22 protein-coding genes are annotated in these 23,294 nt (G+C 47.5%); 8 read left to right on the top strand and 14 right to left on the bottom strand.

Annotation, left to right across the window (positions count from 1 at the left end):
* Positions 1–63 precede the first annotated feature (63 nt).
* The 3 genes from WBG78_RS22080 to WBG78_RS22070 all read right to left on the bottom strand — a co-directional run bounded on the left by WBG78_RS22080 (position 64) and on the right by WBG78_RS22070 (position 2,926).
* Positions 64–1,143, bottom strand: a complete 1,080-nt coding sequence (locus WBG78_RS22080; RefSeq protein WP_337328668.1) for an iron-containing alcohol dehydrogenase family protein — start codon at positions 1,141–1,143, stop codon at positions 64–66.
* Entirely contained in the window at positions 1,136–2,344 is a 1,209-nt protein-coding gene (locus WBG78_RS22075) for a DegT/DnrJ/EryC1/StrS family aminotransferase (RefSeq protein WP_337328667.1), read from the bottom strand. Before WBG78_RS22075 ends, WBG78_RS22080 begins: the two co-directional genes overlap by 8 nt.
* 108 nt (positions 2,345–2,452) lie before the next feature.
* A complete protein-coding gene (locus tag WBG78_RS22070; RefSeq protein ID WP_337328666.1) occupies positions 2,453–2,926 on the bottom strand; it encodes a Dps family protein in 474 nt (157 codons plus the stop codon).
* A gap of 117 nt (positions 2,927–3,043) precedes the next feature.
* Between WBG78_RS22070 and WBG78_RS22065 the strand changes: the two genes are divergently transcribed.
* Positions 3,044–3,433: a globin domain-containing protein gene (locus tag WBG78_RS22065; protein ID WP_337328665.1), complete on the top strand. Its 390-nt coding sequence runs from the start codon at positions 3,044–3,046 to the stop codon at positions 3,431–3,433.
* Here the strand turns inward: WBG78_RS22065 and WBG78_RS22060 are convergent, their stop codons facing one another.
* The 4 genes from WBG78_RS22060 to WBG78_RS22045 all read right to left on the bottom strand — a co-directional run bounded on the left by WBG78_RS22060 (position 3,434) and on the right by WBG78_RS22045 (position 6,506).
* Entirely contained in the window at positions 3,434–4,153 is a 720-nt protein-coding gene (locus tag WBG78_RS22060; protein ID WP_337328664.1) for a class I SAM-dependent methyltransferase, read from the bottom strand.
* Positions 4,154–4,855 carry a DUF481 domain-containing protein gene (locus tag WBG78_RS22055; RefSeq protein ID WP_337328663.1) on the bottom strand — a complete coding sequence of 234 codons (702 nt, stop codon included), beginning with the start codon at positions 4,853–4,855 and terminating at the stop codon, positions 4,154–4,156.
* Between the two features lie 140 nt (positions 4,856–4,995).
* Entirely contained in the window at positions 4,996–5,766 is a 771-nt protein-coding gene (locus tag WBG78_RS22050; protein WP_337328662.1) for a 3-keto-disaccharide hydrolase, read from the bottom strand.
* Positions 5,763–6,506, bottom strand: a complete 744-nt coding sequence (locus tag WBG78_RS22045) for a formylglycine-generating enzyme family protein (protein WP_337328661.1) — start codon at positions 6,504–6,506, stop codon at positions 5,763–5,765. The genes WBG78_RS22050 and WBG78_RS22045 overlap by 4 nt, the downstream gene beginning before the upstream one ends.
* A 237-nt stretch (positions 6,507–6,743) precedes the next feature.
* On the opposite strand from WBG78_RS22045, the gene WBG78_RS22040 reads away from it, so the two are divergent.
* The gene (locus tag WBG78_RS22040) at positions 6,744–7,229 is read left to right on the top strand and encodes a DinB family protein (RefSeq protein ID WP_337328660.1); all 486 of its coding nucleotides are present in this window, start codon (positions 6,744–6,746) and stop codon (positions 7,227–7,229) included.
* Positions 7,230–7,231: 2 nt separating this feature from the next.
* On the opposite strand, the gene WBG78_RS22035 is transcribed toward WBG78_RS22040, so the two are convergent.
* On the bottom strand, positions 7,232–8,068 hold the full coding sequence (locus tag WBG78_RS22035) for a mechanosensitive ion channel family protein (protein ID WP_337328659.1): 837 nt from the start codon (positions 8,066–8,068) through the stop codon (positions 7,232–7,234).
* Between the two features lie 283 nt (positions 8,069–8,351).
* Here WBG78_RS22035 and WBG78_RS22030 point away from each other — a divergent pair, with 283 nt between their 5' ends.
* From WBG78_RS22030 to WBG78_RS22015, 4 genes are all read left to right on the top strand, one after another.
* Positions 8,352–8,909 (top strand): RNA polymerase sigma factor, encoded by a 558-nt coding sequence (locus tag WBG78_RS22030; RefSeq protein ID WP_337328658.1) that lies wholly within the window; start codon positions 8,352–8,354, stop codon positions 8,907–8,909.
* Positions 8,902–10,491 carry an outer membrane beta-barrel protein gene (locus WBG78_RS22025; protein ID WP_337328657.1) on the top strand — a complete coding sequence of 530 codons (1,590 nt, stop codon included), beginning with the start codon at positions 8,902–8,904 and terminating at the stop codon, positions 10,489–10,491. The genes WBG78_RS22030 and WBG78_RS22025 overlap by 8 nt, the downstream gene beginning before the upstream one ends.
* 404 nt (positions 10,492–10,895) lie before the next feature.
* Positions 10,896–11,435 carry a YceI family protein gene (locus tag WBG78_RS22020; RefSeq protein WP_337328656.1) on the top strand — a complete coding sequence of 180 codons (540 nt, stop codon included), beginning with the start codon at positions 10,896–10,898 and terminating at the stop codon, positions 11,433–11,435.
* Between the two features lie 64 nt (positions 11,436–11,499).
* Positions 11,500–12,366 carry a COG4315 family predicted lipoprotein gene (locus WBG78_RS22015; protein WP_337328655.1) on the top strand — a complete coding sequence of 289 codons (867 nt, stop codon included), beginning with the start codon at positions 11,500–11,502 and terminating at the stop codon, positions 12,364–12,366.
* A 107-nt stretch (positions 12,367–12,473) separates the two neighbouring features.
* On the opposite strand, the gene WBG78_RS22010 is transcribed toward WBG78_RS22015, so the two are convergent.
* Positions 12,474–14,000 carry an OmpA family protein gene (locus WBG78_RS22010; protein ID WP_337328654.1) on the bottom strand — a complete coding sequence of 509 codons (1,527 nt, stop codon included), beginning with the start codon at positions 13,998–14,000 and terminating at the stop codon, positions 12,474–12,476.
* A 313-nt stretch (positions 14,001–14,313) separates the two neighbouring features.
* On the opposite strand from WBG78_RS22010, the gene WBG78_RS22005 reads away from it, so the two are divergent.
* Positions 14,314–15,522 carry a M20/M25/M40 family metallo-hydrolase gene (locus WBG78_RS22005; RefSeq protein WP_337328653.1) on the top strand — a complete coding sequence of 403 codons (1,209 nt, stop codon included), beginning with the start codon at positions 14,314–14,316 and terminating at the stop codon, positions 15,520–15,522.
* A gap of 62 nt (positions 15,523–15,584) precedes the next feature.
* Positions 15,585–18,062, top strand: a complete 2,478-nt coding sequence (locus WBG78_RS22000; RefSeq protein ID WP_337328652.1) for a glycoside hydrolase family 95 protein — start codon at positions 15,585–15,587, stop codon at positions 18,060–18,062.
* 13 nt (positions 18,063–18,075) lie between these two features.
* Here the strand turns inward: WBG78_RS22000 and WBG78_RS21995 are convergent, their stop codons facing one another.
* The 5 genes from WBG78_RS21995 to WBG78_RS21975 form a co-directional block, all read right to left on the bottom strand.
* On the bottom strand, positions 18,076–18,303 hold the full coding sequence (locus WBG78_RS21995; protein ID WP_337328651.1) for a hypothetical protein: 228 nt from the start codon (positions 18,301–18,303) through the stop codon (positions 18,076–18,078).
* A gap of 63 nt (positions 18,304–18,366) precedes the next feature.
* Positions 18,367–19,482: a FecR family protein gene (locus WBG78_RS21990; protein WP_337328650.1), complete on the bottom strand. Its 1,116-nt coding sequence runs from the start codon at positions 19,480–19,482 to the stop codon at positions 18,367–18,369.
* Positions 19,467–20,072, bottom strand: coding sequence for an RNA polymerase sigma factor (locus tag WBG78_RS21985; protein WP_337328649.1), 606 nt, complete (start codon positions 20,070–20,072; stop codon positions 19,467–19,469). The genes WBG78_RS21990 and WBG78_RS21985 overlap by 16 nt, the downstream gene beginning before the upstream one ends.
* A gap of 89 nt (positions 20,073–20,161) precedes the next feature.
* Complete coding sequence (locus tag WBG78_RS21980; protein ID WP_337328648.1) at positions 20,162–21,775, bottom strand: M1 family metallopeptidase; 1,614 nt, start codon at positions 21,773–21,775, stop codon at positions 20,162–20,164.
* 72 nt (positions 21,776–21,847) lie between these two features.
* A complete protein-coding gene (locus WBG78_RS21975) occupies positions 21,848–23,293 on the bottom strand; it encodes a M20/M25/M40 family metallo-hydrolase (protein WP_337328647.1) in 1,446 nt (481 codons plus the stop codon).
* Position 23,294 lies beyond the last annotated feature (1 nt).

Below are 23,294 nucleotides of genomic sequence, written 5' to 3'. Positions count from 1 at the left end.
TTTAATTGAATCGGGTGCAGCTGATCGTATCCGTATAACGTTGATACAACCGCTGCGCGCCATTTATAGCCTGCGGAAAAGTTCTTCGATTGACTTTACAGTGATCTTGTCTTTCCAATCAGAACCAATCGCGTGGTTCCACATATGTGGAAGGTTATACGATACAGTTGCCATTGCAGTGATCTGCTCATCGGTCCATTCTTTGGCAAGACCTTGCGGCAGGTCGATCTTGTGTTTGCGAATCATCTCCTTGAATTCGGCAACTCCTTCAGGATAGAAATCACCGAGATGATTGAATGCTAAACAGTTTGCGTAGCAATGTCTGGTTCCGAGAATTTTAGACAGACCATAAGACAGTGCATGGCAAACGCCTACTTCTGAATACGTAAGACTCAGGCCACCCATGAGGGAAGCGACCATAAGCTTTTCATCATTCTCAGCATTCTGTCCGCTTTGTTCTCCCAAATATATATCGCGACAGAGCTTCATTGCCTGCTCGGCATATGCGTGGCTATAGGCGTTGTTATATTGTCCGTTTTCCGACTCAACGCAGTGGATATACGTATCCATACCAGTATAAAACCACCAGTTGCGGGGAACAGTGGCAATCAATTCCGGATCGAGCACCACCTGATTGAAAACGGTCCATTCACATTTAAGTCCAAGCTTCTTAACTGGTCCTGTGAGAACTGCAGTCATCGAAACTTCGGCACCGGTCCCTGAAATGGTGGGAACACCACAGTGGTAAATGCCTGGTTTCTTGATAAGATTAAGGCCCTGGTAGAGTGTTGACGATCCTTCGTTGGTGAACATGAGTGATACCGCCTTAGCAATATCCATCACGCTGCCGCCGCCGATTCCAACAACGCCGGCAGGAAGCCCTTTCGTCTTCAATATACTGTCGCGCAGATTGTCGATTTGTTCGGTAGTAGGTTCGTGAACATCAACGTCGACAAAGACCACTGAGTCTTCGGGCTTCGCCGGTATGCGTTTGGCAAGTGGTTTGTCTTTAAAGTACTGATCAACGACGAACAGCATGAATTTGGCATTGTCGCCGCGACGTTCTGCCAGTATTTCATCCAGTTGATTAAAACTACCGTGACCAAATACGGTCTTTTCAATTCCTTTGAAGTTCTTATGCATGGATTGGTGATAACGCTTTTTGGATGCAGGCCTTGATCTTTGCGCAAAGTGCTTTCATCTCATCTTCGGTCCACGTTACGCGGATACCAAACGAGATAAGACGTCCAACCACTTCCTGCGACTTCGGCAATTGCAATTTGGTATAGTCCTGTGGTGCACCAAGAACCTGGATCGCAAGCGGTGCTGCGGTCTTCATGTTCTTGAGGTGGTCCCACTGATTAATGAAATGATACATATTGAGGAACCAATAGTTGAACCCTCCAACGCCTGCATTGTTAAACTCTTCGACTACGCGTTTTGCTGAAGCGGTGTCTGGCAACAAAAGGTTGAGGAATGTTGCAGAGTCTCCTGCAGGGTCTGCCAGTTTAGAGAAGCTGACGCCGGGGATCTTGCTCAGTTCCGCAGTGAGGAATGCCTTGTTCTCACGGTTCTTCTTAATTACATAAGGAACACGTCGTGTTTGCGCCACGCCGACAGCAGCGTTGAGTTCACCAATGCGGAAATTGAATCCAACGATAGGATGGTTCTCCATTCCGCGGTTGTTGCCGATATGATCGTGACCGTGATCCGAATATGTTTCAGCGTGGCGATAGGCCTGCTCGTCATTGGTAACGAACACTCCGCCTTCACCAGCAGTAGCAATCTTGAAGAAGTCGAATGAATAGCTTCCGGCTTTACCAAACAGACCTACGAAGGTGCCTTTGAAGCTTGCGCCGAACGCCTGTCCGGCATCCTCTACAAGTGCAATGTTCTTTTCCTTGCAAAGAGCGACGATCTCGTCGATGCGAGCCATGCCGCCGCACATGTGTACGAGCAGCACCGCCTTTGTCTTCGGTGTTATTGCAGCGCGAATGCCTTCAGGACTCAAACACAAGCTTTCGTCGATCTCGGCAAAAACAGGGAGGGCGCCGGCAAACAAAACCGCTTCTACGCTGGCAATGAATGTAAAAGGAGGAACGATCACTTCATCTCCGGCTCCAATACCGGCAGCTGCCAGTGCACACGACACAGCGGTAGAACCACTGGACACAGCGTGGGCAAATTTGGCCTTCGTGATCTTTTTTACTTCTTCTTCAAATTCACGGGCTTTCCAAATATTATTGCGTTGAGCGTCATGATTGTAGCGGAAAAGAATGCCGGTTTCCAGCACGTCGTTGACTTCCTTCTTTTCCTCTGCGCCAAATAATTCTGTTCCTGGCATAAGCGGGTTGGTAAAATTTCAACAAAAGTACGATTTCTGCGGGAATTCAATGCCTTCCATCTCATTGACGGCTATGGCGTTGTCCTTTCCCAAAGAGGCTGACAAATTCTAGCTAAGGTGGCTTCTCAGCATCCACGCCATCTTCTCGTGTTTCTCCGCGAGTGACGTGACAAAATCACTGGAACCTGCATCATGGAAGGCGGTCACGTATCCATCGATGTTTTCGCGAATGTGAATAATTATGCTTTCGTGATCTGAAAGAAGTTCCTTTACGAATGTCTGGCTGTCATTCTTTCCGCGCGATGCTTCGGTAAGATGCGTGAGCGCAAGAAACTCCTTCAAACTTGCCGGAGGGAAGTGTCCGATGGAACGGATTCGTTCAGCCACTTCATCGATGATCTCATCAAGCGCTTCATAATGGCTTTCGAAAAACTTGTGCTTACTGTAGAAGTCAGGTCCTTCTACGTTCCAGTGCGCTTTGCGCGTCTTGGTTACGAGTACGAATTCATCGGCAAGGATCTTGCCTAATGATGTTGCTACTGCTGCGAGGTGTTCGCTTTTAATTCCAATGTTAGGTTGCATAGTAATGAGGACTTTGTTGTCAAATATAAAAGTTTCCACAGCATAGGCAGGGGCTTTTCGTAATAACAAATCGGGTAATTTCTAAGTGCGCTATCTTTGTAAGATTAATTTTGTGTCATGTCCACATTGGAAACATTGTACGAACAATTGGGAGAAGAGCGGATAGCCATTCTGGTTGACAAGTTCTACGATCTTGTGTTTCAGCATCCTCAGATCAGTCATTTGTTTAAAACTGATAAGGAATTGATCAAGGAGAAGCAAAGGCTATTTCTGACTCAGTTTCTCGGAGGACCACCCTTATATAGCCAACGGTACGGTCACCCGCAGCTAAGGGCGCGACACATGCCTCATCCCATCGGACAGGAAGATGCTGTCGCCTGGCTTTCGTGTATGGCAAAGGCCATCGGTGCTCTCGATGCAGATGAGAAGGTGAAAGATGACCTGTTCAAGCGTTTTGTACCAACGGCCATGTTCATGGTGAATCAGGAAGATGGAATGTCGGAGTAATCAATCCTTTGTTTGAAGGATATAGTTTTTTCGGGTTGGATGAAAGGTAAGCCCTTTCATTTGCCGGCATGTGTAGCCCAGCCGCCCCGCCATCTGTTCAACAAAGGTCTGTGGAATAAGTAACAACTGGTTGTTTTTAGCTATCCGAGCATATTCTGATCGCAATACATAATTCATAAACCGCAGGAAGGCACCTGCTTTGCCGCTTTTTATCGCGTGGGCTAGCAGGGAAAGTGCATCGCGGTAGGAACGAGTGTGTTCATCCACCACATCAGCGATAATGATTTGTCCTTCAGCTGAAAGATGAGGTCGTAGCGAAGCAATAATTTTCTCAAGATCCCCGGGAGACGACAGATATTGAGCAATGCTCAGGAGTATGATGAAGTCAGCAGGCCCTTTTAAATGTTGCTGAAGTATCGATGTGTTGCTCTGTGCATCGGCATTGACGCAGAAGAAGTTCGCGTCAGGATGATTCGCTGAACATCGTTCGATAAAATAGGAATTGATATCGGCTCCGGAAAAGATGAGTCCCTTAGGAATGAGTTCATCGGCAAGGAAGCCAGGGCCGCAGCCGTAGTCGAAAACGCGGGTCTTATTTGAGACTGCGAAAGCAGAACAGAACCGATCTGCAAAATAACGCGTGGCAAGTCGCATAACGTCGTCAAATGCATGCCGTTCCGCTTTCCAGAATTGTGTCCAGTTCGGTCCCTGTGCAGGCATTTAGAAGAAGCGCTCCATAATCACACCGTAAGTTACGATAAGATTTCGTCGGTCGGTTAGCGTGATCTCGTTATATGTTAACGCGGACGACAGACTTAGCCACTTCCTCACCTTTATCGACAATGTCGTGGAGGTTTTGAAAATAGTATCATGACGCGTGGAGATGGACGGCTGGTATAGAACGAATCCATCCAGAATGATCATATCCTTCATGACCCATCGGTATTTGAATCGCGCCGAGTTTCGCCAGACGTCGTAATCTCTTTCGCCCAGGTCTTTGTCAATCATACTACCGGTTTCATAAATGAGACCTTCGGTAACGTTCAGAACCAGGTTTGGTGTCTGGGAAATATTAAGACCGAGACCGGCCCCGGCCTGATACCGGAAGTCGATTTTCAGGGAATAGCTCTTGTCGAAGGTACCGTTACCCCAGTAATAGAGGCGCTTTTGTTTCTTCAGGAAATCGAATTCGATGAGGCTTGAAAAGTCGTTATTGCTTTTTACGTCAGACTGCTCCCCGTACACCCAGCTATTAACCGTATTGAATGAAAGCTTCTTTTTGCTGATGGCAAATTTGAAGTTGTTCGACAGCACATACGAAGCTAAATCGTTTGTTTTGCTGAAAGAACCGGTAGAACCGATATAGATATAGTGATTAATCGAATCATTAAACTGGCCAAGCGCAGTGCCTGATGATATCATTATTACAATCAGACCCAGCAGCCAGACTCTACAAAAAGCTGACATGAGAGGCGAAAAAATCTATTTATGCCGGTACAAAGCAAATACTAGTCCGCAAAAGATGGGAAGCTATACGAATAGAGCAAGAAAATTACTTCGAACTAGTCGAGTTCCTTGATGTACGCGTTTCTGAAGCGATGTGCTGCACCGGGCCTCCAGGCGCCTGGCATGTTGAAGCCACCGGGTAAACCCTGATATGTGGCGGACCAATGTGACTGAAGTCCAATCATTCCTGACGTGGCGCCGGCAGTAAAGTCGTTCTTCGGCTGCGTGACTTCCCACATGAAGGTGCCATTAATCCATAGCGCAACCCTTGGCACCTCGCCGGTCATGCGGATGCGAAGCGCATTCCAATCGCCGGGCTTCCAAACGCGTTCGACATTCTCTGCCTTCACCGATTTGCTGATGGCCATTGCTTCTCCATATAAAGAGCCATTGCCTCCTGGTATCGCTAGCTCAATTTGATAAGCCTGACCACTTTCTGTGGAACGAAGGAAGATTCCACCATTACAGAATGAGTCGATCTTTACTTCGATGTGGAGCTCGAAGGCACTATACTTTTTGTTTGTGAGAAGCACACCTCCCTGTCCGTATGGCCGCTGATTAACAATGATTGCGCTATCCTTCACAAAGAAATTGGGAGTGGTTCCCTGGTGCGATGTCCGGCTTACATGCCAGCCTGAAAGATCGCGGGCATTGAAGAGTGGCACAAAGCCTTCACGCCGGTGGTCAGCAACTTCCAGATATTGAGCATCAGCACCTCGTGAATGCTGTTCATTATTATTCGTTGAAGACTGAGCAGAAGCAACCAATGAACACACTACTAAAAAAAATGCAGCTATCCGGTTCGATATGTTCACTGGCTTTTTCATTTCTGCTCAAGAACGATTCTGAAACCCACATCCCAACCGTTGCCGGGTCCTGCTGCATGTGTCATATAGGTTGCATTCTTCACATCGCCCGCAAAAGAAGCCCCCTTTAATACATGTTCATCACCGCGCTTAGGCGGCTGCGGATCGGCAAATAGCTTTTCGTTATAGTAATCATTGGTCCATTCCCAGACATTGCCAAGCATGTCAAACAATCCCCATGCATTTGGTGCCTTCTCGCCAACGGGCGTAGTGTGTGACTTATTCAGATTAGCAGTTTTTTCAATCACAGACCATGGAATGTCATCAGTTGCGCCAGCCCGGGCTGCATATTCCCATTCAAATTCTGTTGGCAGCCTGTACTTATATTTTGAGTCAAGCTCGTTAAGCCTGATCAAAAATGCTTGCGCGTCGCTCCAGGATACATTTTCCACTGGACGATTGTCTCCGTTCTCCTTAAATGTCGAAGGATTGGTGCCCATGATCTTTTTCCATTGAAGTTGTGTGACTTCATATTTACCAAGATAAAACGACTTCTTTATTTTAACCGTAAAGCCATTGCGTTTGTCGCGCATGGCTAACGTTCTGGCTAGATCAAACTCAACAGAGTTATAACCTCGTCCATCTCCCATGTACATGTTAATAGGCCTTTTCGCTCCCTTAACGGTATCATCGGGAACCGGATAGGGAGGATTAAAAGCACCGATGATGAACCTTCCGGCGGGAACAGGTACGAATTCCATCCCAATAGAATTCGTAATAATGTTATGAGACCTCAGCTCAGCGCTTGCAGAGGTATTTTGTAATTTAATAGAAGGGGAGGAGGAATTCTGCGCACGAACTAGGGCTTCGGATTGCCAGAGCATCACTACTATAAAACACGTCACCACTTTATGGATTGGTTGGCTCATTGCATCCGGTTCGTACTGTCAATTTAATTCAAAAATTAGAAGTACATTCAGGGATAAAATGTTATTGCTATGAATCGTAAAGCCATCATCCTGCATCTATGGGATACGAGCTATGATGTTGAGGGCTGGCACCCGCCTTTGAAGGATGCGTTGGAGAACATGCACGCTGAGGGAGCGTTGTGGCGTCCGCATCAAGATGCACACAACGTATGGGAACTTCTAAATCACCTCATCTGCTACAAAGACCGCTTCGTAAGCCGTCTCGAAGGCATAGTCTTTGAACCGGCGATTACGGACAATGAGCAGACTTTTCAGCGCGGCATCGGAACCACAGAGAGCGAGTGGCAGGCGCGGTTATCACACCTGGCGTATATACAGGCCGTTATAAGGGAAAAGGTATTGACGTTTTCAGATGCTGATCTTGATAAGCCGTTGCCCGAAGCACCAATAGGTGGCCAGCTCCTGAGCCTTGCCTCACACGACAGTTATCACACCGGGCAGATCATGTTCCTTCGGAAGCTTCAGGGTCTGTGGCCACAGAAAAGAGACGTTTAAGTTCAGGCGCCGGCATCAGCTTTTTCCGGAACGCTTACCTTCACAATACCATGGTCGGCCAGTGCTTTATATACGGCGACAATAGTTTGATGGCGGTGGTTTTTGAACCCATGAGCTTCGGCGTTGTCGATGTGGTATGAAATGGTAAGCTTGATCTTAGGATCCTCTACAGCTGAATAATATACCTCGACATCCTGAGCGTAGGCTGCAGCTGTGATCGCATCACGTACTACCGATTCGGCGTATTCAAGATCGGTTGTATTCATTATGATAAAGTCGAGTTCTACGCGTCGTTGATCTGAACGGGAATAATTAATAATCGGCTTTTGAAAAATATCTTTATTCGGAATGATCACGTGAAGCCCGGCTGTGGTTGTAATGGTCGTAGCCCTCAGCTTGATTTCCTTTATAGTGCCGATAAAAGCATTGGTTTCAACTTTGTCTCCAATTTCAAATGGTCGCTTGAAAGCCATGAACAGCCCGGATATAAAGTTCGATGACAGATCCTGGAAGGCAAAACCCAGAGCGAGGCCGATGATACCTACGCCTGCGAGGATCGAAGAAACCGCCTGAGACAGGTTGAGTATGCTCAATGCAGTAGCCAACCCAAAAGTCATGATGAGCGTCTGCAATACAACAGAGACCACACTTGCCACTGAATCGCTATGAGAAATGCGCAGTGAAATTCTGTAAGAAATGCGCCTTACCAGCTTTGCAATAAAGTACACCACGACGAGAACCAGTGCCGCGATGACCATGTTGGGGAGCATCTTAATGAACATTTGAAGCCACCCCTGCAGCTTTTTGAGAATCAATCCAGTCCAGCGTTCAAATTCCATTGCTTTTTCAGTTACCCGTGAGCTTTGGATTTGATTAATTAAAAACAATGCCGTTTGGCAGATCGCGCCAATACCGCAGGAAAACGTTCGGTGATTTGGCTTATTGAGGAATGGCGGCTACAATATGTTGCGAGATGGATTCGATTCCACCACTGCCCGATGTCGCCAAAAATGTGAAAAACGGCACTGAATTAACCTGTAAATTGAGTTTAGATAATTGTTTTGCGGACGGGCAACCCTTTTTCGGGCTTGCGCGTCTCGGCAATCAAAAATCCCGGATTCTTTGGAAGATCCATCTCATTTGAACAAGATGATTGAGGGTTGCCTTCGCGGCGACCGGGAATCGCAAAAGATGCTTTACCAGCACTTCTACGGATACGCTGCGAGCATATGTCTGCGCTATTCCAAGACACGCGAAGAATCGAGGGAGATTTTGAATGACGGGTTTATGAAGATTTTTATGCGGTTGGGGACGAGGGACGTGAACGCTTCATTCAAGTCATGGCTACGCAGGATTATGATCAATGCGGCCATAGATCACCATAGGAAGCACAACAAACATTACAAAGTAAAGGAAGTCGACGATTCTGTAACGTGGATAGCATCGAACGAAGCAGACGCTTTGAACGAGCTGTCTTATGAGGAGTTGATTGCTATGGTTCAGGAACTTTCACCCGCTTATCGCGCGGTGTTTAACCTGTATGTGATCGATGGTTATACGCACGAAGAGATTGCCAGCCAGTTGGATATTTCGGTAGGAACATCCAAGTCAAATCTGTTCAAAGCGCGGGAACATCTGAAGGCTGCGTTTAAGAAAAATAACATGAAGCGGTATGCCTAAGATGACTGATCAGGAATTCGACCACCTGTTCCAGCAAGCCGCCAACAGGATCTCACCCGAGCAACAACAGGGTGATTGGGAAGACATGCAGCACCGGCTGGAGGCCGCCGAACGCGATGCACGTGCAAGGAATATTTCGTTGTACTCGATGCTGGTATTATTGCTACTGTACAGCTTCGTGGTGCCGGAAGACTTTAAGTCAGGCAGATCAGATCAGGCGTCGCTCGTGCCCAAGGTGGAGCAACTGCAGCAGGCTGAGCCAACGGGATTGACAGGCGCTGGTGATAAGACGATTAATAATGATGATGCAGTCAGCAGTGATGAAGGTGTCGTTGGAAGTGGTAAAAGCAATGGTAGCGTTACACAAGGTAGTAGCAATGGTAATGATATAGCTGGAAGTGGTGGTGTGGATAGTGGTAATGATGCAGTAGGTAGGGGCGATGATTCAAAAAATAGCAGCGACCCTGCAACTGAGAAACAGAATGATGCCAATGCTCCGGTTGATCAGGCCAGCGACGCAGAAGTAGCCAGCACTGCCACAAAGGGAAGACAAGCTGATAAAGGTGCCAATGCGAAAAGCACTTCGGCCTCTGCCAAACAGCACGATGTATCGGGAGATAAACGTGTAGCAGGAGAACAAAGTATTGCCGGGGCGGGGAACGCGCGGACTGGACGACCGAACAAGGCGGATCATTCAAACGCTTCTGGCATTACTGGCGCAGCGGCGGCAGGAACAGCTGGTGTTGTTGCCGGACAGGCTGCAGGGACACCTTCGGCGAAGATAAATTCGGGAACTGCAGAACATTCAAGCAATGACGGGGCATCGGGCGTGAATAATGGAAAAGCGGGACCGCAAGAAGGAAGCTTTGTAACCGCATCAGCTGTGGCGATAAACACGCCTTCAACGGATCCCCTATTTGCAGAGCCCGAGTTGCAGGCAAAGGGTCTGAAGCTGAGGTCGCCGGGAACCGTAGTAGTCTCTCAGTCAACGGCGCGGCATCCATTGTTTGTGAAGCTTGCCATCTCGCCGGACTTCAGCTCCATTGATTATGGAAGCGCGGGTAAGACCGGGGTTAATTTTGGTCCTATGGTAGAGTATGGTTTATCACCAAGGTTCGGCATAAGCACAGGGGCAATCTGGTCTAAGAAGCTCTATGATCAGGAGAACCCTTCAAAGACTTATAATCAGGGTGGTGGCTATCCGCTTCATGCCAAAATGCTCAATGGTGATTGCCGAATACTGGACATCCCTTTGAATGTAACTTATTACATGCTGCCCGGACGCAAAACGAGCTTGTTTGTCACTGTCGGATCCTCGTCCTATATCATGCTGAATGAGGAATACGTGTACACGGTTACTCATAACAATAAAGATTACGAATACGTCGAGAGCTATTCGCATGAAAACAATGAATGGTTTAGCATGCTGAACCTGTCGACCGGAATTCAGCATCAGGTGGGGAAAAGATGGTTTGTTCAGGGCGAGCCCTTTTTGAAAGCGCCTATGAAGGGAATAGGGGCAGGTAAAGTGAACCTGGTGAGTGCGGGTGTTTTTGTATCAGTAAAGTACTGGATAAGGTAGTCCTGAGTCTTTAGTCCTGAGTCCTGAGTAGTGGTGATGCTGGCTCAGTGGTATTGGGCTAGTGATTTTTGGGACTAGTGACCACCGGAATTAATGACTTAACCCGAACGGATTAATATCTACTAAATACTTAGGACTAAGAACCATGAACCAAACTAAGGACTAAGGACTCAGGACTAAGGACTTAGGAATCAGGACTAAGGACTCAGGACTAGAACATACCAACTCATAGGGCAACTTGCACACTCGCTTGAATGTGGCTCTGGATTGCGAATGCAAGTTGCCGCTATGTTGGGTCTCGCGGTGAAGATCCGCTAAGTAATGCAACTAAAAAACGGTAGAGGCAAATCGCCCTGAATAGGGGGAGTGGATGTGTATTGCCCGCGCCTTAAAGAAATATGTTTATGAGCAGCATCAGACTGATTGCGTTGATTTTTGTCGCCGGCAGTGCCTATGGACAGAAGTTCATGTTGGATCGTGGCTTTGTTAAGTTCTTCTCCGACGCAGCGATAGAGGACATCACTGCTACAAATGAAAAACCTACCGGATTGTTTGATGCGGGTTCTGGTTCTATCGCCTTCGTTGTTCCTATTAATCAGTTTCAGTTTGCCAAGTCATTGATGCAGGAGCACTTCAATGAAAAATACCTCGAGAGCGAGAAATATCCGAAGTCGACATTTCAGGGACGGATTGTTGGATTCAATCCGGAAGTTGCCACTCAGCAAAATGTAACAGCGCAGGGCAAGTTGACCATTCACGGTGTCACCCGCGACATCAACGTACCTGGACAAATCACCAAAACGGATAATGGGCTTTCAATGTCATCCAAATTCATGGTTGAGCTGAAAGATTATAAAGTTGAAATACCCCGATTGATGTGGCAGAACATTGCGGAGCGGGTAGAGGTCACGTTAGAATTTTCGTTCAAAGGTGGAGGCGAATGATTAAAGAGATGCTGAGTGAGTTTCCTTTTTGAAATCAGATAATAACCAACTTTTTACATACGCTATGAAAAACGAAAAAACCTATTCTCTTACAAAACTGCTGGTTGCCGTATTTGCTGTGGCAGCTTGTGTGCTGGCAACCGGTTGCAGTGATGACGACGATGGCAGTTCGGGAACACCCACAGAACCGGTAAAGGTTAAACTGGGAACAAGTGCCACGCTTGGTAAGTATCTCACCGACGCCGACGGAAATACATTGTATTTTTTCTCAAATGATGTTGCCGGGCAGAATACCTGCACGGGCGGTTGTGCAACAAACTGGCCCGTTTACAGTGCAGGAAGTTTGGCGGCAGCAAATCTGGGTGAAGGGTTATCGATCGATGACTTTAGTGTAGTTGGTACCCAAACAACTTACAAAGGCTGGCCACTTTACTACTATGCACCAAGTGGCGTACGAGAAGCCGCAGGTCAAACAACAGGTGAAGCTGTCGGTGGAATATGGTTCGTGGCAAAGACTGACTACACGTTTATGATTGCAAATGCTCAATTGATCGGCCTGGACGGTAAGCACTATAAAGGCGACTACACTGAAGGTGATGCAAAAGTGAAATACTTTGTTGATGCGAAGGGGCGAACCGTATATGGGTTTATTCAAGACAAAAAGAATGATAACAACTTTACCACTGGTGATGGCGCTCACGATGCGAACTGGCCTATCTATGGAGGGACCATGGGCAGTGTTCCATCGACGCTTGATAAGACCCTCTTCGGAACAATCACCGTCATGGGTAATACACAACTCACTTATAAAGGCTGGCCTTTATATTACTTTGGTAATGATGCAAACAGAGGAGACAATAAAGGTGTGAGCGTGCCTAAGCCCGGAGTATGGCCGGTGGTGGTAGCGGATATAGTAGCGGCTCCGGAATAGATGGCCGTTTGCACGTCTGTTGGTTTGGTGTTCCTGCAAAACGGGAACACCTCTTTTTTTGCCTCTCGTAAGTTCTTATCGATTTCTAAGAACGCCTTCTCTATTGCCTAAGGATTCTTCAGTACGAGCTCAAGTGTTACACGTCTGTTTTGCGCGCGACCTGCTGCGGTCTTGTTGGTGGCAATGGGCTGCTCTTCCCCATAACCCGTGGCCTCGATACGTGCCGGATCAACACCTTTGCGTGTGAGATAATCCTTTACAGCATCAACGCGTGCCTGCGATAGTTTAAGATTCGTTGCGTTGCTGCCATTCGAATCGGTATGTCCTCCCATCCTCAGATTATAGTCGGTGTATTCACCCATGATGCTCACAATCTCATCAAGCATTGGATACGATGATGCCTTGAGTGTTGCTTTCGCAGTTTCGAACTGTATACCGCGCATGGCAAAATTGAGACGCTTCTTGACTTCTTCCTTTACCACAGGGCAACCGTTGTTTGCAGGATCGCCTTTCGAAGTAGGACATCTGTCCTGAGTATCGGGTACTCCGTCACTATCAGAATCCATCGCACAGCCGGTAGCGTTGACGCGAACTCCCTTGGGCGTATCGGGACATTGATCCTCTCCATCCTGTACGCCATCACCGTCAGTATCCGGGCAGCCATCAAATTGACTCAGGCCGGCCTGATTAGGGCACTTGTCTTTCGAATCCTCAACTCCATCGTTATCGCTGTCAGGACATCCTCCAAATTGCTCAACACCCTTGACATCCGGACACTTATCATCCTGATCGGCGACATTGTCGTTGTCTTTATCAGGACATCCTTCAAGATTTTGTTTTCCGGAAAGCGATGGGCATTTATCAATATAGTCCGGTACGCCATCCTTGTCGCCGTCAACAGGGCATCCTTTTTCATCGACCTGGGCACTTGATGGGGTATTGGGACATTTGTCCTTTTTATCAGAGACACCATCTTTGTCAGCATCCGAAGGCTTGCGAAGTTTGAATACGAGACCTGCATTATGTTGCAGGTAGAAATCGTCATAGCCGTTATCAACATCATCCCAGGTATCGTCGAGAGGCATGTTCAAAGTGCTACCCACTTCAATGCCCAGACGCTCATTCAACTGAAACAGGATTCCCGCGCCTGCCGCTACATTTCCGATGAGCCCGCCGTCCATGATCGGACCACTATTCACACCGTTGTACTGGTCGGTAAACACATATTGCACGCCCCCTCCGGCAACGAGGAAAGGAGCTACGACGGCATTTTCTTTGAAGATGTATCCGTTGTTAAACTTGTATTTCAGCTTAACATTAAGGCCGTAGAAATCGCCATCAAAACCTGTTTGATGGTCGTCGGACTGATAGCGAAGCTGATTAAATGACAGCTTCTCTACGATGTTGAATGACGGATTGATGTATTGCTGAAACGAAATAGCAGCTCCAACTTTGTTGGTCTTGAATTGATAGAATTGATGTTTGTTGCCATTCAGATCGCCATCATATTCAGACAGCGTAGCGTATATGCCGACGGACGTCCCCTGTCCGTAACCATGAATGAGAGAAAATAACACAGCACAAATTGCCAATGCAGGGCGTAGCCCTTTAGCGACGGTAAGATCACGAAGCATATTCTATCGTTAAGTCCCGATGTCAATAACAGCCTGTAGCATCGAGGCCAACAATTTTGCCTCCAATTTTAGATTTCCTTGATTAAATGCTTCATTTACAGTGCCCTGCTGAGAGAGTTGCGAGATAAATCAATGAAGTCCTGAACGGATTGAGTATTTTTTACACAATTTTCAACGGCGGAATAATTCTCCCGTCATTGACCACTACATGAAAGCACGTCTTATTTTCAATTCATATTGTCCCCTCTGGTAAATGGCTACAGGATACCGCTTATCATCCCACGTCATGTTAAACCAATGTCTGGTTCTGTTTATGACATGCGTATTTTCAGTAACGCATGCGCAGGCAGTACCTCAGGCACAAACGGATAGCGTCCGCGTTTTGAATGACATCAAATGGCTGGCTGATGACCGAAATGAAGGCAGGGCAGCCGGATCGGAAGGAGAGCAGAACACCGCCGCATTCATTTCATCAGCTTTTAAAAAACTCGGGCTACAGCCGAAAGGTGACAAGGGGACATTCCAGCAAAAGTTTTCTTTTAACAAAGGTGTTCACGGCGAAGGCAAGCCTGCAGAGTCAAATAACATTATCGCTTTTCTCGATAACAAAGCCGTAAACACCATTATAGTTGGAGCACATTATGATCATCTTGGTAATGACGGCCAGGGCAGCTCTCTTGATGCTAATCCCGAGAATAAGATCCATAACGGAGCCGATGATAACGCGTCCGGGGTTGCCGGCGTACTCGAACTCGCCAGGCATTATTCCACCAACAAAACCCGCGAGAACAATAATTTTCTCTTTATCTGTTTCTCAGGAGAAGAATTAGGCCTGCTTGGGTCGAAGTATTTTACCGAACATCCTGCAGTTGAACTGGAGAAAGTTAACTATATGATCAACATGGACATGGTTGGCCGTCTCGATCGATCTACAAGAAATGTGTTTGTAACCGGAACGGGCACGAGTCCAGTATGGCAACCGTTGCTTCAGCATCTTTCATCACCTGAGCTCATCATTAAAATGGATTCATCAGGGACCGGTCCTTCCGATCACACTTCGTTTTACCTCAAGGATATTCCCGTCCTTCACTTTTTTACAGGCAGCCATTCGGACTATCATAAGCCATCCGACGACTGGGAAAAGATAAATGCATCCGGTGAAGCGAAGGTGCTCGATCTCATCATCCGCCTTAATTCCGTGCTTGACTCAGAACCGAAGCTTGCTTTTCTGAAAACGCGTACCAAATCGTCGGCGGGCCGGGCATCGTTTAAAGTGACGCTTGGCATAATGCCCAGTTATGCGGGTAACGAAAACGGACTTAAGGTAGATGGCGTCTCCGATGGCCGTCCCGGTCAAAAGGCGGGGATCCAATCGGGAGACATTATCATTGAGATGGGAACACTTAAGATCTCCGATATTGAAGACTACATGAAAGCGCTCGGTCAGTTTGACAAGGGACAAACCATCCCCGTCAAGGTCCGGCGGTCCAATGAAGTGGTGACACTGTCAGTGACCTTTTAATGCTATTCAGTTACTCATTCCTGTTTACAAATCTTCTTGAAGCTGCTTAAACAAATAAATCCGTGATTGTTAATTCACTACGCACGTCTCTTGTGCAAATTCTCTTCCTGGCACTGTCGCTGGAAGCACTTGCCCAAACTTCAGTAAATAAGAAGGAAGAAGTTCCATTGAAACTTTGGTATCAGAAGTCCGCCAGCAATTGGAATGAAGCGCTGCCAATTGGCAATGGCCGACTTGGGGCAATGATATTTGGTGGTGTTGCCGAAGAGCATCTGCAATTGAATGAAGCAACGTTATGGTCTGGTGGCCCCGCTAACCTCGACCCGAATCCAAAAGCAAAGCAGTACCTGGGAAGCATTCGCGAAGCACTGCTTAAAGAGGATTATAAAAAGGCTGAGTCACTGACCTCAATGCTGCAGGGACTTTTCACGGAGTCGTATCTCTCTTTGGGCGACTTGTACATACGGCATAACCTAAAAGGCGAAGCAACAAACTATCAACGCGAGCTGGATATCAATCATGCTGTTGCCCGGACAACTTTTCAGGTCGGCGATGTTATTTACACACGTGAATACTTTTCGTCGGCTCCGGACCAGGTGATTGCTCTTAGAATCACGGCCAGCAAGGAAGCGTCACTTAATCTTACTCTTAAAGCATCCAGCGAGCTCCAGCATAATGTTGCCGCCGCCGGTGATGAAATGACTATCAAAGGAAAGGCACCGTCGCATGTGGATCCAAGTTACCTTCAGACGATGGAGATACCGGTAGTTTATAACGACGTGTCCGGATGCAAGGGAATGCGATATGCGTGGAGCGTAAAATTAAAGAACAAGGGTGGAAAGGTAACTGCTGCCGGCGATTCGCTTTCAGTCAACAATGCTACAGAAGTGACGATCTATATAAGTGCGGCCACAAGCTTCAATGGGTTTGATAAGTGTCCCGACAGTGAGGGTGTAGATGAACAGGCATTGATGAATAAATATCTGACGCAGTCGACTGTTCAAGATTTCAGTTCGCTGCGTGAACGCCATGTTGCCGATTATCAATCGTTTTTCAATCGTGTATCACTGATACTGGATGGCAACAAAGATGTAAAGCTCCCAACGAACGAGCGACTGCTTGCTTACACAAAAGGAGCTGCTGATACTGGACTTGAAGCGCTCTACTTTCAATTCGGGAGATACTTATTGATTTCTTCTTCACGCGAAGGTGGACGTCCTGCCAATTTGCAAGGTATCTGGAATCATCATCTGCGAGCTCCCTGGAGCAGTAACTATACTGTGAACATCAATACGGAGATGAACTATTGGATGGCTGAGTCGTGTAATCTTTCCGAGTGCCATCTGCCGCTGATGTCATTGATTAAAGACGTCGCGGTTACCGGTGCTGAGACGGCCAAAAATTTTTATGGGCTCGACGGCTGGACGCTGCATCACAATACTGATATATGGGCAGCGACGAACCCGGTAAGTGGAAGTCCTTCGTGGGCGAACTGGCCGATGGGTGGCGCCTGGCTCAGCCGGCACCTCTGGGAACATTATCAGTACACCGGTGATCGGAAGTTCCTTGAGCAGGTAGCCTATCCGTTAATGAAAGGGAGTGCAGCTTTTTGCGTGAGCTGGCTCATCGAAGACGGCAAAGGCCATCTCGTCACTGCCCCCTCAACTTCTCCGGAAAATGTTTTCATAACTGCCGACGGCTCAAAGGGAACTGTTTCTGTTGCAACCACGATGGATATGGCTATCATTCGTGATTTGTTGAACAATGTTATCCGGGCTTCTGAAGTGCTGAATACAGATACCGATCTGAGAGCAGCATGGAAGGAAAAGAAGCAGCGACTGTTACCATATCAGATCGGAGCGAAAGGTAATCTTCAGGAATGGTATAAGGACTGGGAAGACGCAGAACCACAGCACCGTCATATCTCTCACTTGTATGGAATATTTCCGGCCGATGAAATTACTCCAGCCCTCACGCCGGACCTTGCGAAGGCTGTAAGAAGAACGATGGAGCTTCGCGGTGATGGCGGCACCGGGTGGTCTAAAGGCTGGAAGATAAACGTGTGGGCGCGGTTGTGGGACGGCAACCATGCACATAAATTGATTCGTGAGCAATTGACGTTAACAGGAGTAGAGGGAACAGACTACGCTAATGGCGGAGGAACATATCCTAACCTTTTCGACGCGCATCCTCCATTTCAGATTGATGGAAATTTTGGAGGGACATCCGGAATGACTGAGATGCTGCTTCAAAGTCATCAGGGTGAACTGCATCTGCTTCCTGCTCTCCCAGATGGATGGTCGGTTGGTTCAGTGGCTGGCCTCCGGGCTCGCGGAGCGTTCGAAGTTAGCCTCTCCTGGGAAAGGAAGCTATTGAAGACGGCCACAATCAAATCGCTCGATGGACAATCCTGTACCATCCGATCATCTGCGCCGGTGAAGGTGAAAGGAGCGAAGTTTACGATAGCTAAATCGGGAGATAGTTACCTGACAACCTTCCCTACATCAAAGGGTCAGCTCTATACGATATCGCCCCGATAGTGCATCGTGATCTTTAATGATGCTTCCTCTTCTTCATCTGCTTGCTCATCTTTTTCTTATACTTTTTTGATGATTTGCCCGGCTTCTTTCCATTGTGTTCCACAGCCAGCGATTCGGTTGTGGGAGCGTTGGAAACAGTTGTCGGCGTTGAACTGCTGTTTGGGGGAAGAATTGCGACTTCAGCTACAGTTGTTACGCTGATTGCAGCAGCAACCAGGAATGGAGCCAGGGAGTTGATCATGGCGAAAGAAGGTTTTATAAATAATTAATAAAAACACAGATAAACTCTCCGGGCTTACAAGTGTTACCTCCCCTTTAATCTGTTCACGGTCGCCGCCAGTTCACTTCCACAATTTCCTCCGTGCATTACAATTCGCTCGTCCACCACTTCATAGGTACAGGCTACTTTGTCGCATATAGTTTTGAGCTTGCCGTACAGCGGCAACTCATTCAAATCGGCATTAAGGTTACAACCAGAAAACTGCCACTCGTTAAAAGAGATATCAATACCGTAGGCGTTTCCGATTGATTTGAGCACCGCGGTGATAGGTGTGCCCTCGAACACGAAGTTCGCCTGTGCAACAGGGACCAGAATGCCGGGGTTATCTACAAGCGACCGAACCATGTCCTGATTGGAATGCCTGTAAACGATCTGATGATTTGAAAGAAGAACGATGCTATTGGTGGAACTTGTGGTATTTTCAGAAACCGACGCTCGGCCGTTCTTCACCTGTATCCTCGTGTCATCTTCAGTTTCATAACTTCTTACGTTGAAGTTCGTGCCCAACGCCGCTAATGTCAGCGATGATGTGTTAACGACAAAGGGTTGATTATTCTCTGCTGATACTTCAAAGTAGGCTTCGCCCGATAAGTAGACCTCCCGATTTAACTCGCCAAAATCGCGCGGATACTCAAGCGTACTTCCGGGCATAAGAACTATCGAGCTGCCATCCGTTAACACCAGGGTCTTGGACTCAGCGGCGGACTTAACAAGAATTGTGTTGGGAGATCCCGTCTCTACTTTAGCATCCTGAATTTTTAATGCCGGCACTTTCGATTCACGGTGACCGGCCAGCAACGAAAAGGCAATGATCAATCCAATAGCAACTGCCAGCTTGCTGTACCAGCGGGATATCAGTGGCGGCTGATGAATGGGTGCATCGTTCTCACAAAGCGTAGTCTCGATCCGTCGCCAAACTTCTTCTCGCATTAAACGGGAGGCAAGCACCGAAGGCTCCTGGGCAACCGTTAACACAAACAGTCTTGCTTCTTCAATATCGTCAGCCTTGTGCGGATTATTGTCGATCCAATTCCTCCATCGCTGATCGAGCAATATGTTGTATTTGCCGTGATTGACCCAATTGAGAAAATCATCGTCGTGGACGAATTCGATGCATGAATAGTTCAGATACCGCTCCATATAAGCATTAGCCCTATGGTCATCACATACTTCGCGAACTTTTTCAGATGACTCAGCCCGCGCTCTACAAGTGATTCGGCATCGCCTTCATTGATGTCGAGAATTTCGGCTATCTCGCGGTAATTGAACTCATTGTGGCACCTTAATACCAGTGCTTCATATTGTCGGGGAGAGAGATCGTTGATTAGCTTTCTCAGCGTTTGTGCCTGCAGCTCCGGACCATCGGAGCAAAACGCTTCATCTCTTAATTCGTTGTCTTCATAAACTGGAAGCTCTTCGAGAAGCGCCTCCAGTGAATCTATAAGTGCCTGGCTGCTGATGTGACGATTTATTTTTCGTCTCCATGACCTGAACAGGTAAAGTTTAACCGAATGGGTCTCAGAAAGATTTTCGTGATAAAACCACAGGTCAGCGAAAACATCGTGGATTGATTGAAGAAGTGCTTCTTCAGTTACTCCGATCTTTTTTCCAAAGGAGTAGAGCGGCTGAAAGTTTCGAAGATAGAGCCATTGAAAAGACAGCGCGTCGCCGTGGCGCATTGCATTCCATCTCTCGATCTCATCCTCGGGGTGGTCTAGCTTTAATCGCACGTTTAAAAAGTAAGCTAAAAATTAAAAAAGTAAGTTACGCAAACGTTTTGAATTCACATTGTGGGAATGTCAAAATGTTGGAACCCCCCCTAGTTCACCGTGCTTGTCGTGATGTAGAAATTCCGATCGGGAGTCGGGATGGCACCTCCAGGTACTGTCGTCCATAGCGATGTGGGCGATATCCATGTGCCATTCGTGAGCTTTACTTTCATCGCGAAACCGTCTACAACATTGGTCCAGCGACAACGCGTTACCTTTCCTTCCTTCCTGAATTCAAGGTTAGGAACCATTGTGGTTGTGAGATATTGTTTGAAGATCGGGGAGAGGTCTATACCCGATGCCGTGCTCATATAATTTTCGATATCCGCAGCTGTTACTGTTTGATGACGAAAAGTTGAATTGAGTCCGCGCAGGATCGTGCGGAACTTCTCATCATTGTTAACCAGCTGACGAATATTATGGATCATGCTGCCACCCTTTGGATACATGTCGCCGCTTCCCTCGCGATTCACACCATAGGTGCCAATGATCGGCGCATCATTGTCGATGTTGCGGCGGCTGCCGATACTGTAGTCATCGCCGGCTTTTACGCCATACTGACAAGTCGTGAATATTGTCTCCGAGTAGTTTGTGAATGATTCGTGTATCCACATGTCGGCAACGTCCTTGGAAGTGATGTTGTTTCCAAACCACTCGTGACCACTCTCATGTACTATAATGAAATCCCATTTAAGTCCCCAGCCTGAGTCGGAAAGGTCACGGCCGAGGTATCCGTTTCCAAACTTGTTACCATAGGCAACGGCACTCTGATGTTCCATACCAAGATGAGGCGATTGAACAAGCTTATAACCGTCTTCATAGAAGGGATAAGGTCCGAACCAGTGCTCAAAACATTTGAGCATGGGTACTACCTGTGCGAATTGTTTTTTTGCAGCGTCAAGTTCATAGTCAAGTACCCAGTAATCGCAGTCAAGCTTTCCACTTTCTCCGGAATAAACTTCGCTCCAATGAACATACTTCCCTATATAAGGGATGATATTGTAGTTGTTGATGGGATTCTTCACTCCCCAGGTGTAGGCAACTTTCCCATTGGAGTACGGTTGCTTGTTAAGCATCCTTCCGTTGCCAACGGCCACGAGTGTATCCGCTACGATCATGCTTAATGTAGCACCGTTGTCGGGCTCGTCGCTTTGATGATCTTTGCAAGGGTACCACACACTTGCCCCAAGGCCCTGACAAGCCACCGACATCCATGGTCGATTCTTCTTATCACGTGCCCATATCCATCCGCCGTCCCAGGGAGGATTTTTTGCTTCTTTGGGTTTGCCGGAATACACCAGCCTCAACGTTGCCTGTTGGCCGGAATTAAGAGAAGAGCTAAGGTTCAGCAAATAGATATTTCCATCCCTGGTGTACTGAACTTTTTCACCATTCATTTCAGCGGAGTCGATTTGCATCGGCTGCTGCAGGTCAATTTGCATGACCGAACCGGTGGAAAGTACCTTAAAGGTGATGACGTTTTTACCCCGGATTGTTTTGGCGGCGAAATCTGGTTCGACAGACACATCGTACTTGAGTACGTCCCACCATTTTCGCTCCGGCGTGATCGTGCCGCGTAAGGTGTCCTGTCTGGTTAGAGGCTGGCCCTGCGCTGCTGCGACGCACAGGGTTAAAACAATTGCAATCCTAATGGTGGCCTTCATTCCGGAAATATAATTCCGAAGTAGCAATAGTTGTGCCTCCAATTATTTAAAAGGGGAGGCCCATTCTCTGCACTAGCGGTTGATAATGGCAATCAGCTGATCGTAAAACAGCAGTGCTCTGCCGTAGCCTTCCAGACTTACCCGTTCATCGATGCCGTGAAATCCTACGGGGTCGATCATAGGACTGAACTTGATAATGCCTGATGATACTTTTGCGAAATGACGGGAGTCTGTTGCACCGATCATCAGGAACGGGCTTGTAATGACGTTGTCGAATGAGCGCTTGGCCGCTTCATTTACCACCTGGTAGGCATATGAAGTTTCATCCGTAACCGCTGAGGGCTCATGAACAAACTGGCTTTGTCTGGCAATCTTAACACGATCGTCGTTGATGATTTCCGTTATCCGTGAAAGGACGAAGGATGAGCTGTCACCCGGAAGCAATCGCACATTTACAGAAGCCTCCGCACGTGTAGGGATTACGTTGTCCTTTATGCCTGCATCAAGGATGGTTGGTACGAGCGTTGTCCTGATCATCGCGTTGCCACCTGCTGATTGTTCATAGATACCCTTTATCATCGGTGTAAACAGCCACGGGTTAGCAAAGGCCATACGATTCGTAAAGGGCATTTCGGGTCCGAGGTTGCGCATGAACCCCTCGGTTGAAGGGGAGAAACGCGATTCAAATGGATGTTCGCGCAGTCGTACGATCGCCTTGGTCAGAATATCGATCGAGGTCTCTGTTTCCGGCATCGACGAATGACCACCGCTTTTCTCAACCGAAAGCGAGACGGTCATATATCCTTTCTCTGAGGTTCCAATCAATGCGACAGGTACTTTCATTCCAGGCACTTTTTCTCTTGTTACAATTCCTCCTTCATCCAGAATCAGGTCGGGATGTATGCCTTCATCGAGCAGGAGTTTCGCCATGGTTTGGGCACCATAACCGCCCATCTCTTCGTCGTGACCGAAGCAGAGATAAAGTGTTCGCGATGGCGTGTAACCTTTTGCTAACAATGCCTCAACAGCTTCAAGCATTGCAATGAGATTAATCTTATCGTCGGCAGTGCCACGTCCCCATATCGATCCATCCTTTACAGTTCCGGCATATGGATCAACTGTCCACAGAGATGCTGCCGCCTCTTCAACAGGAACAACATCCTGGTGTGCCATAAAAATAATGGGATTCAGGTCAGCACGTGAGCCAGCCCATCGGAAAAGAAGACTGTATTTCGCTACCCTGGTTAATGTCAGCTTACTAAACGTAAGTGGATAGGTTTTTTGCAAAAAGCGATGCAATCCGAAGAAAGCAGCGGTGTCCAGTTTGCTGGTGTCGCCGTAACTTATGGTCTTGAATTTGATAGCATCTGAGAGATGCTGTATTGTGCCTTCCGAAGGAGTGGCGGCCTGGGAAGACGGGAAAGTAAGCTGTGTTGATTTGAATGTGTATGTCTTGAACAACACAATGACAATCACTAATAAAATTGCTGCAAGCAGCGCGAGAAAAAAACGTTTCATT

The sequence above is a fragment of the Chryseolinea sp. T2 genome (assembly GCF_037203685.1).
Classification (GTDB): domain Bacteria; phylum Bacteroidota; class Bacteroidia; order Cytophagales; family Cyclobacteriaceae; genus Chryseolinea.
This window is presented reverse-complemented; position numbering and strand designations above follow the sequence as displayed.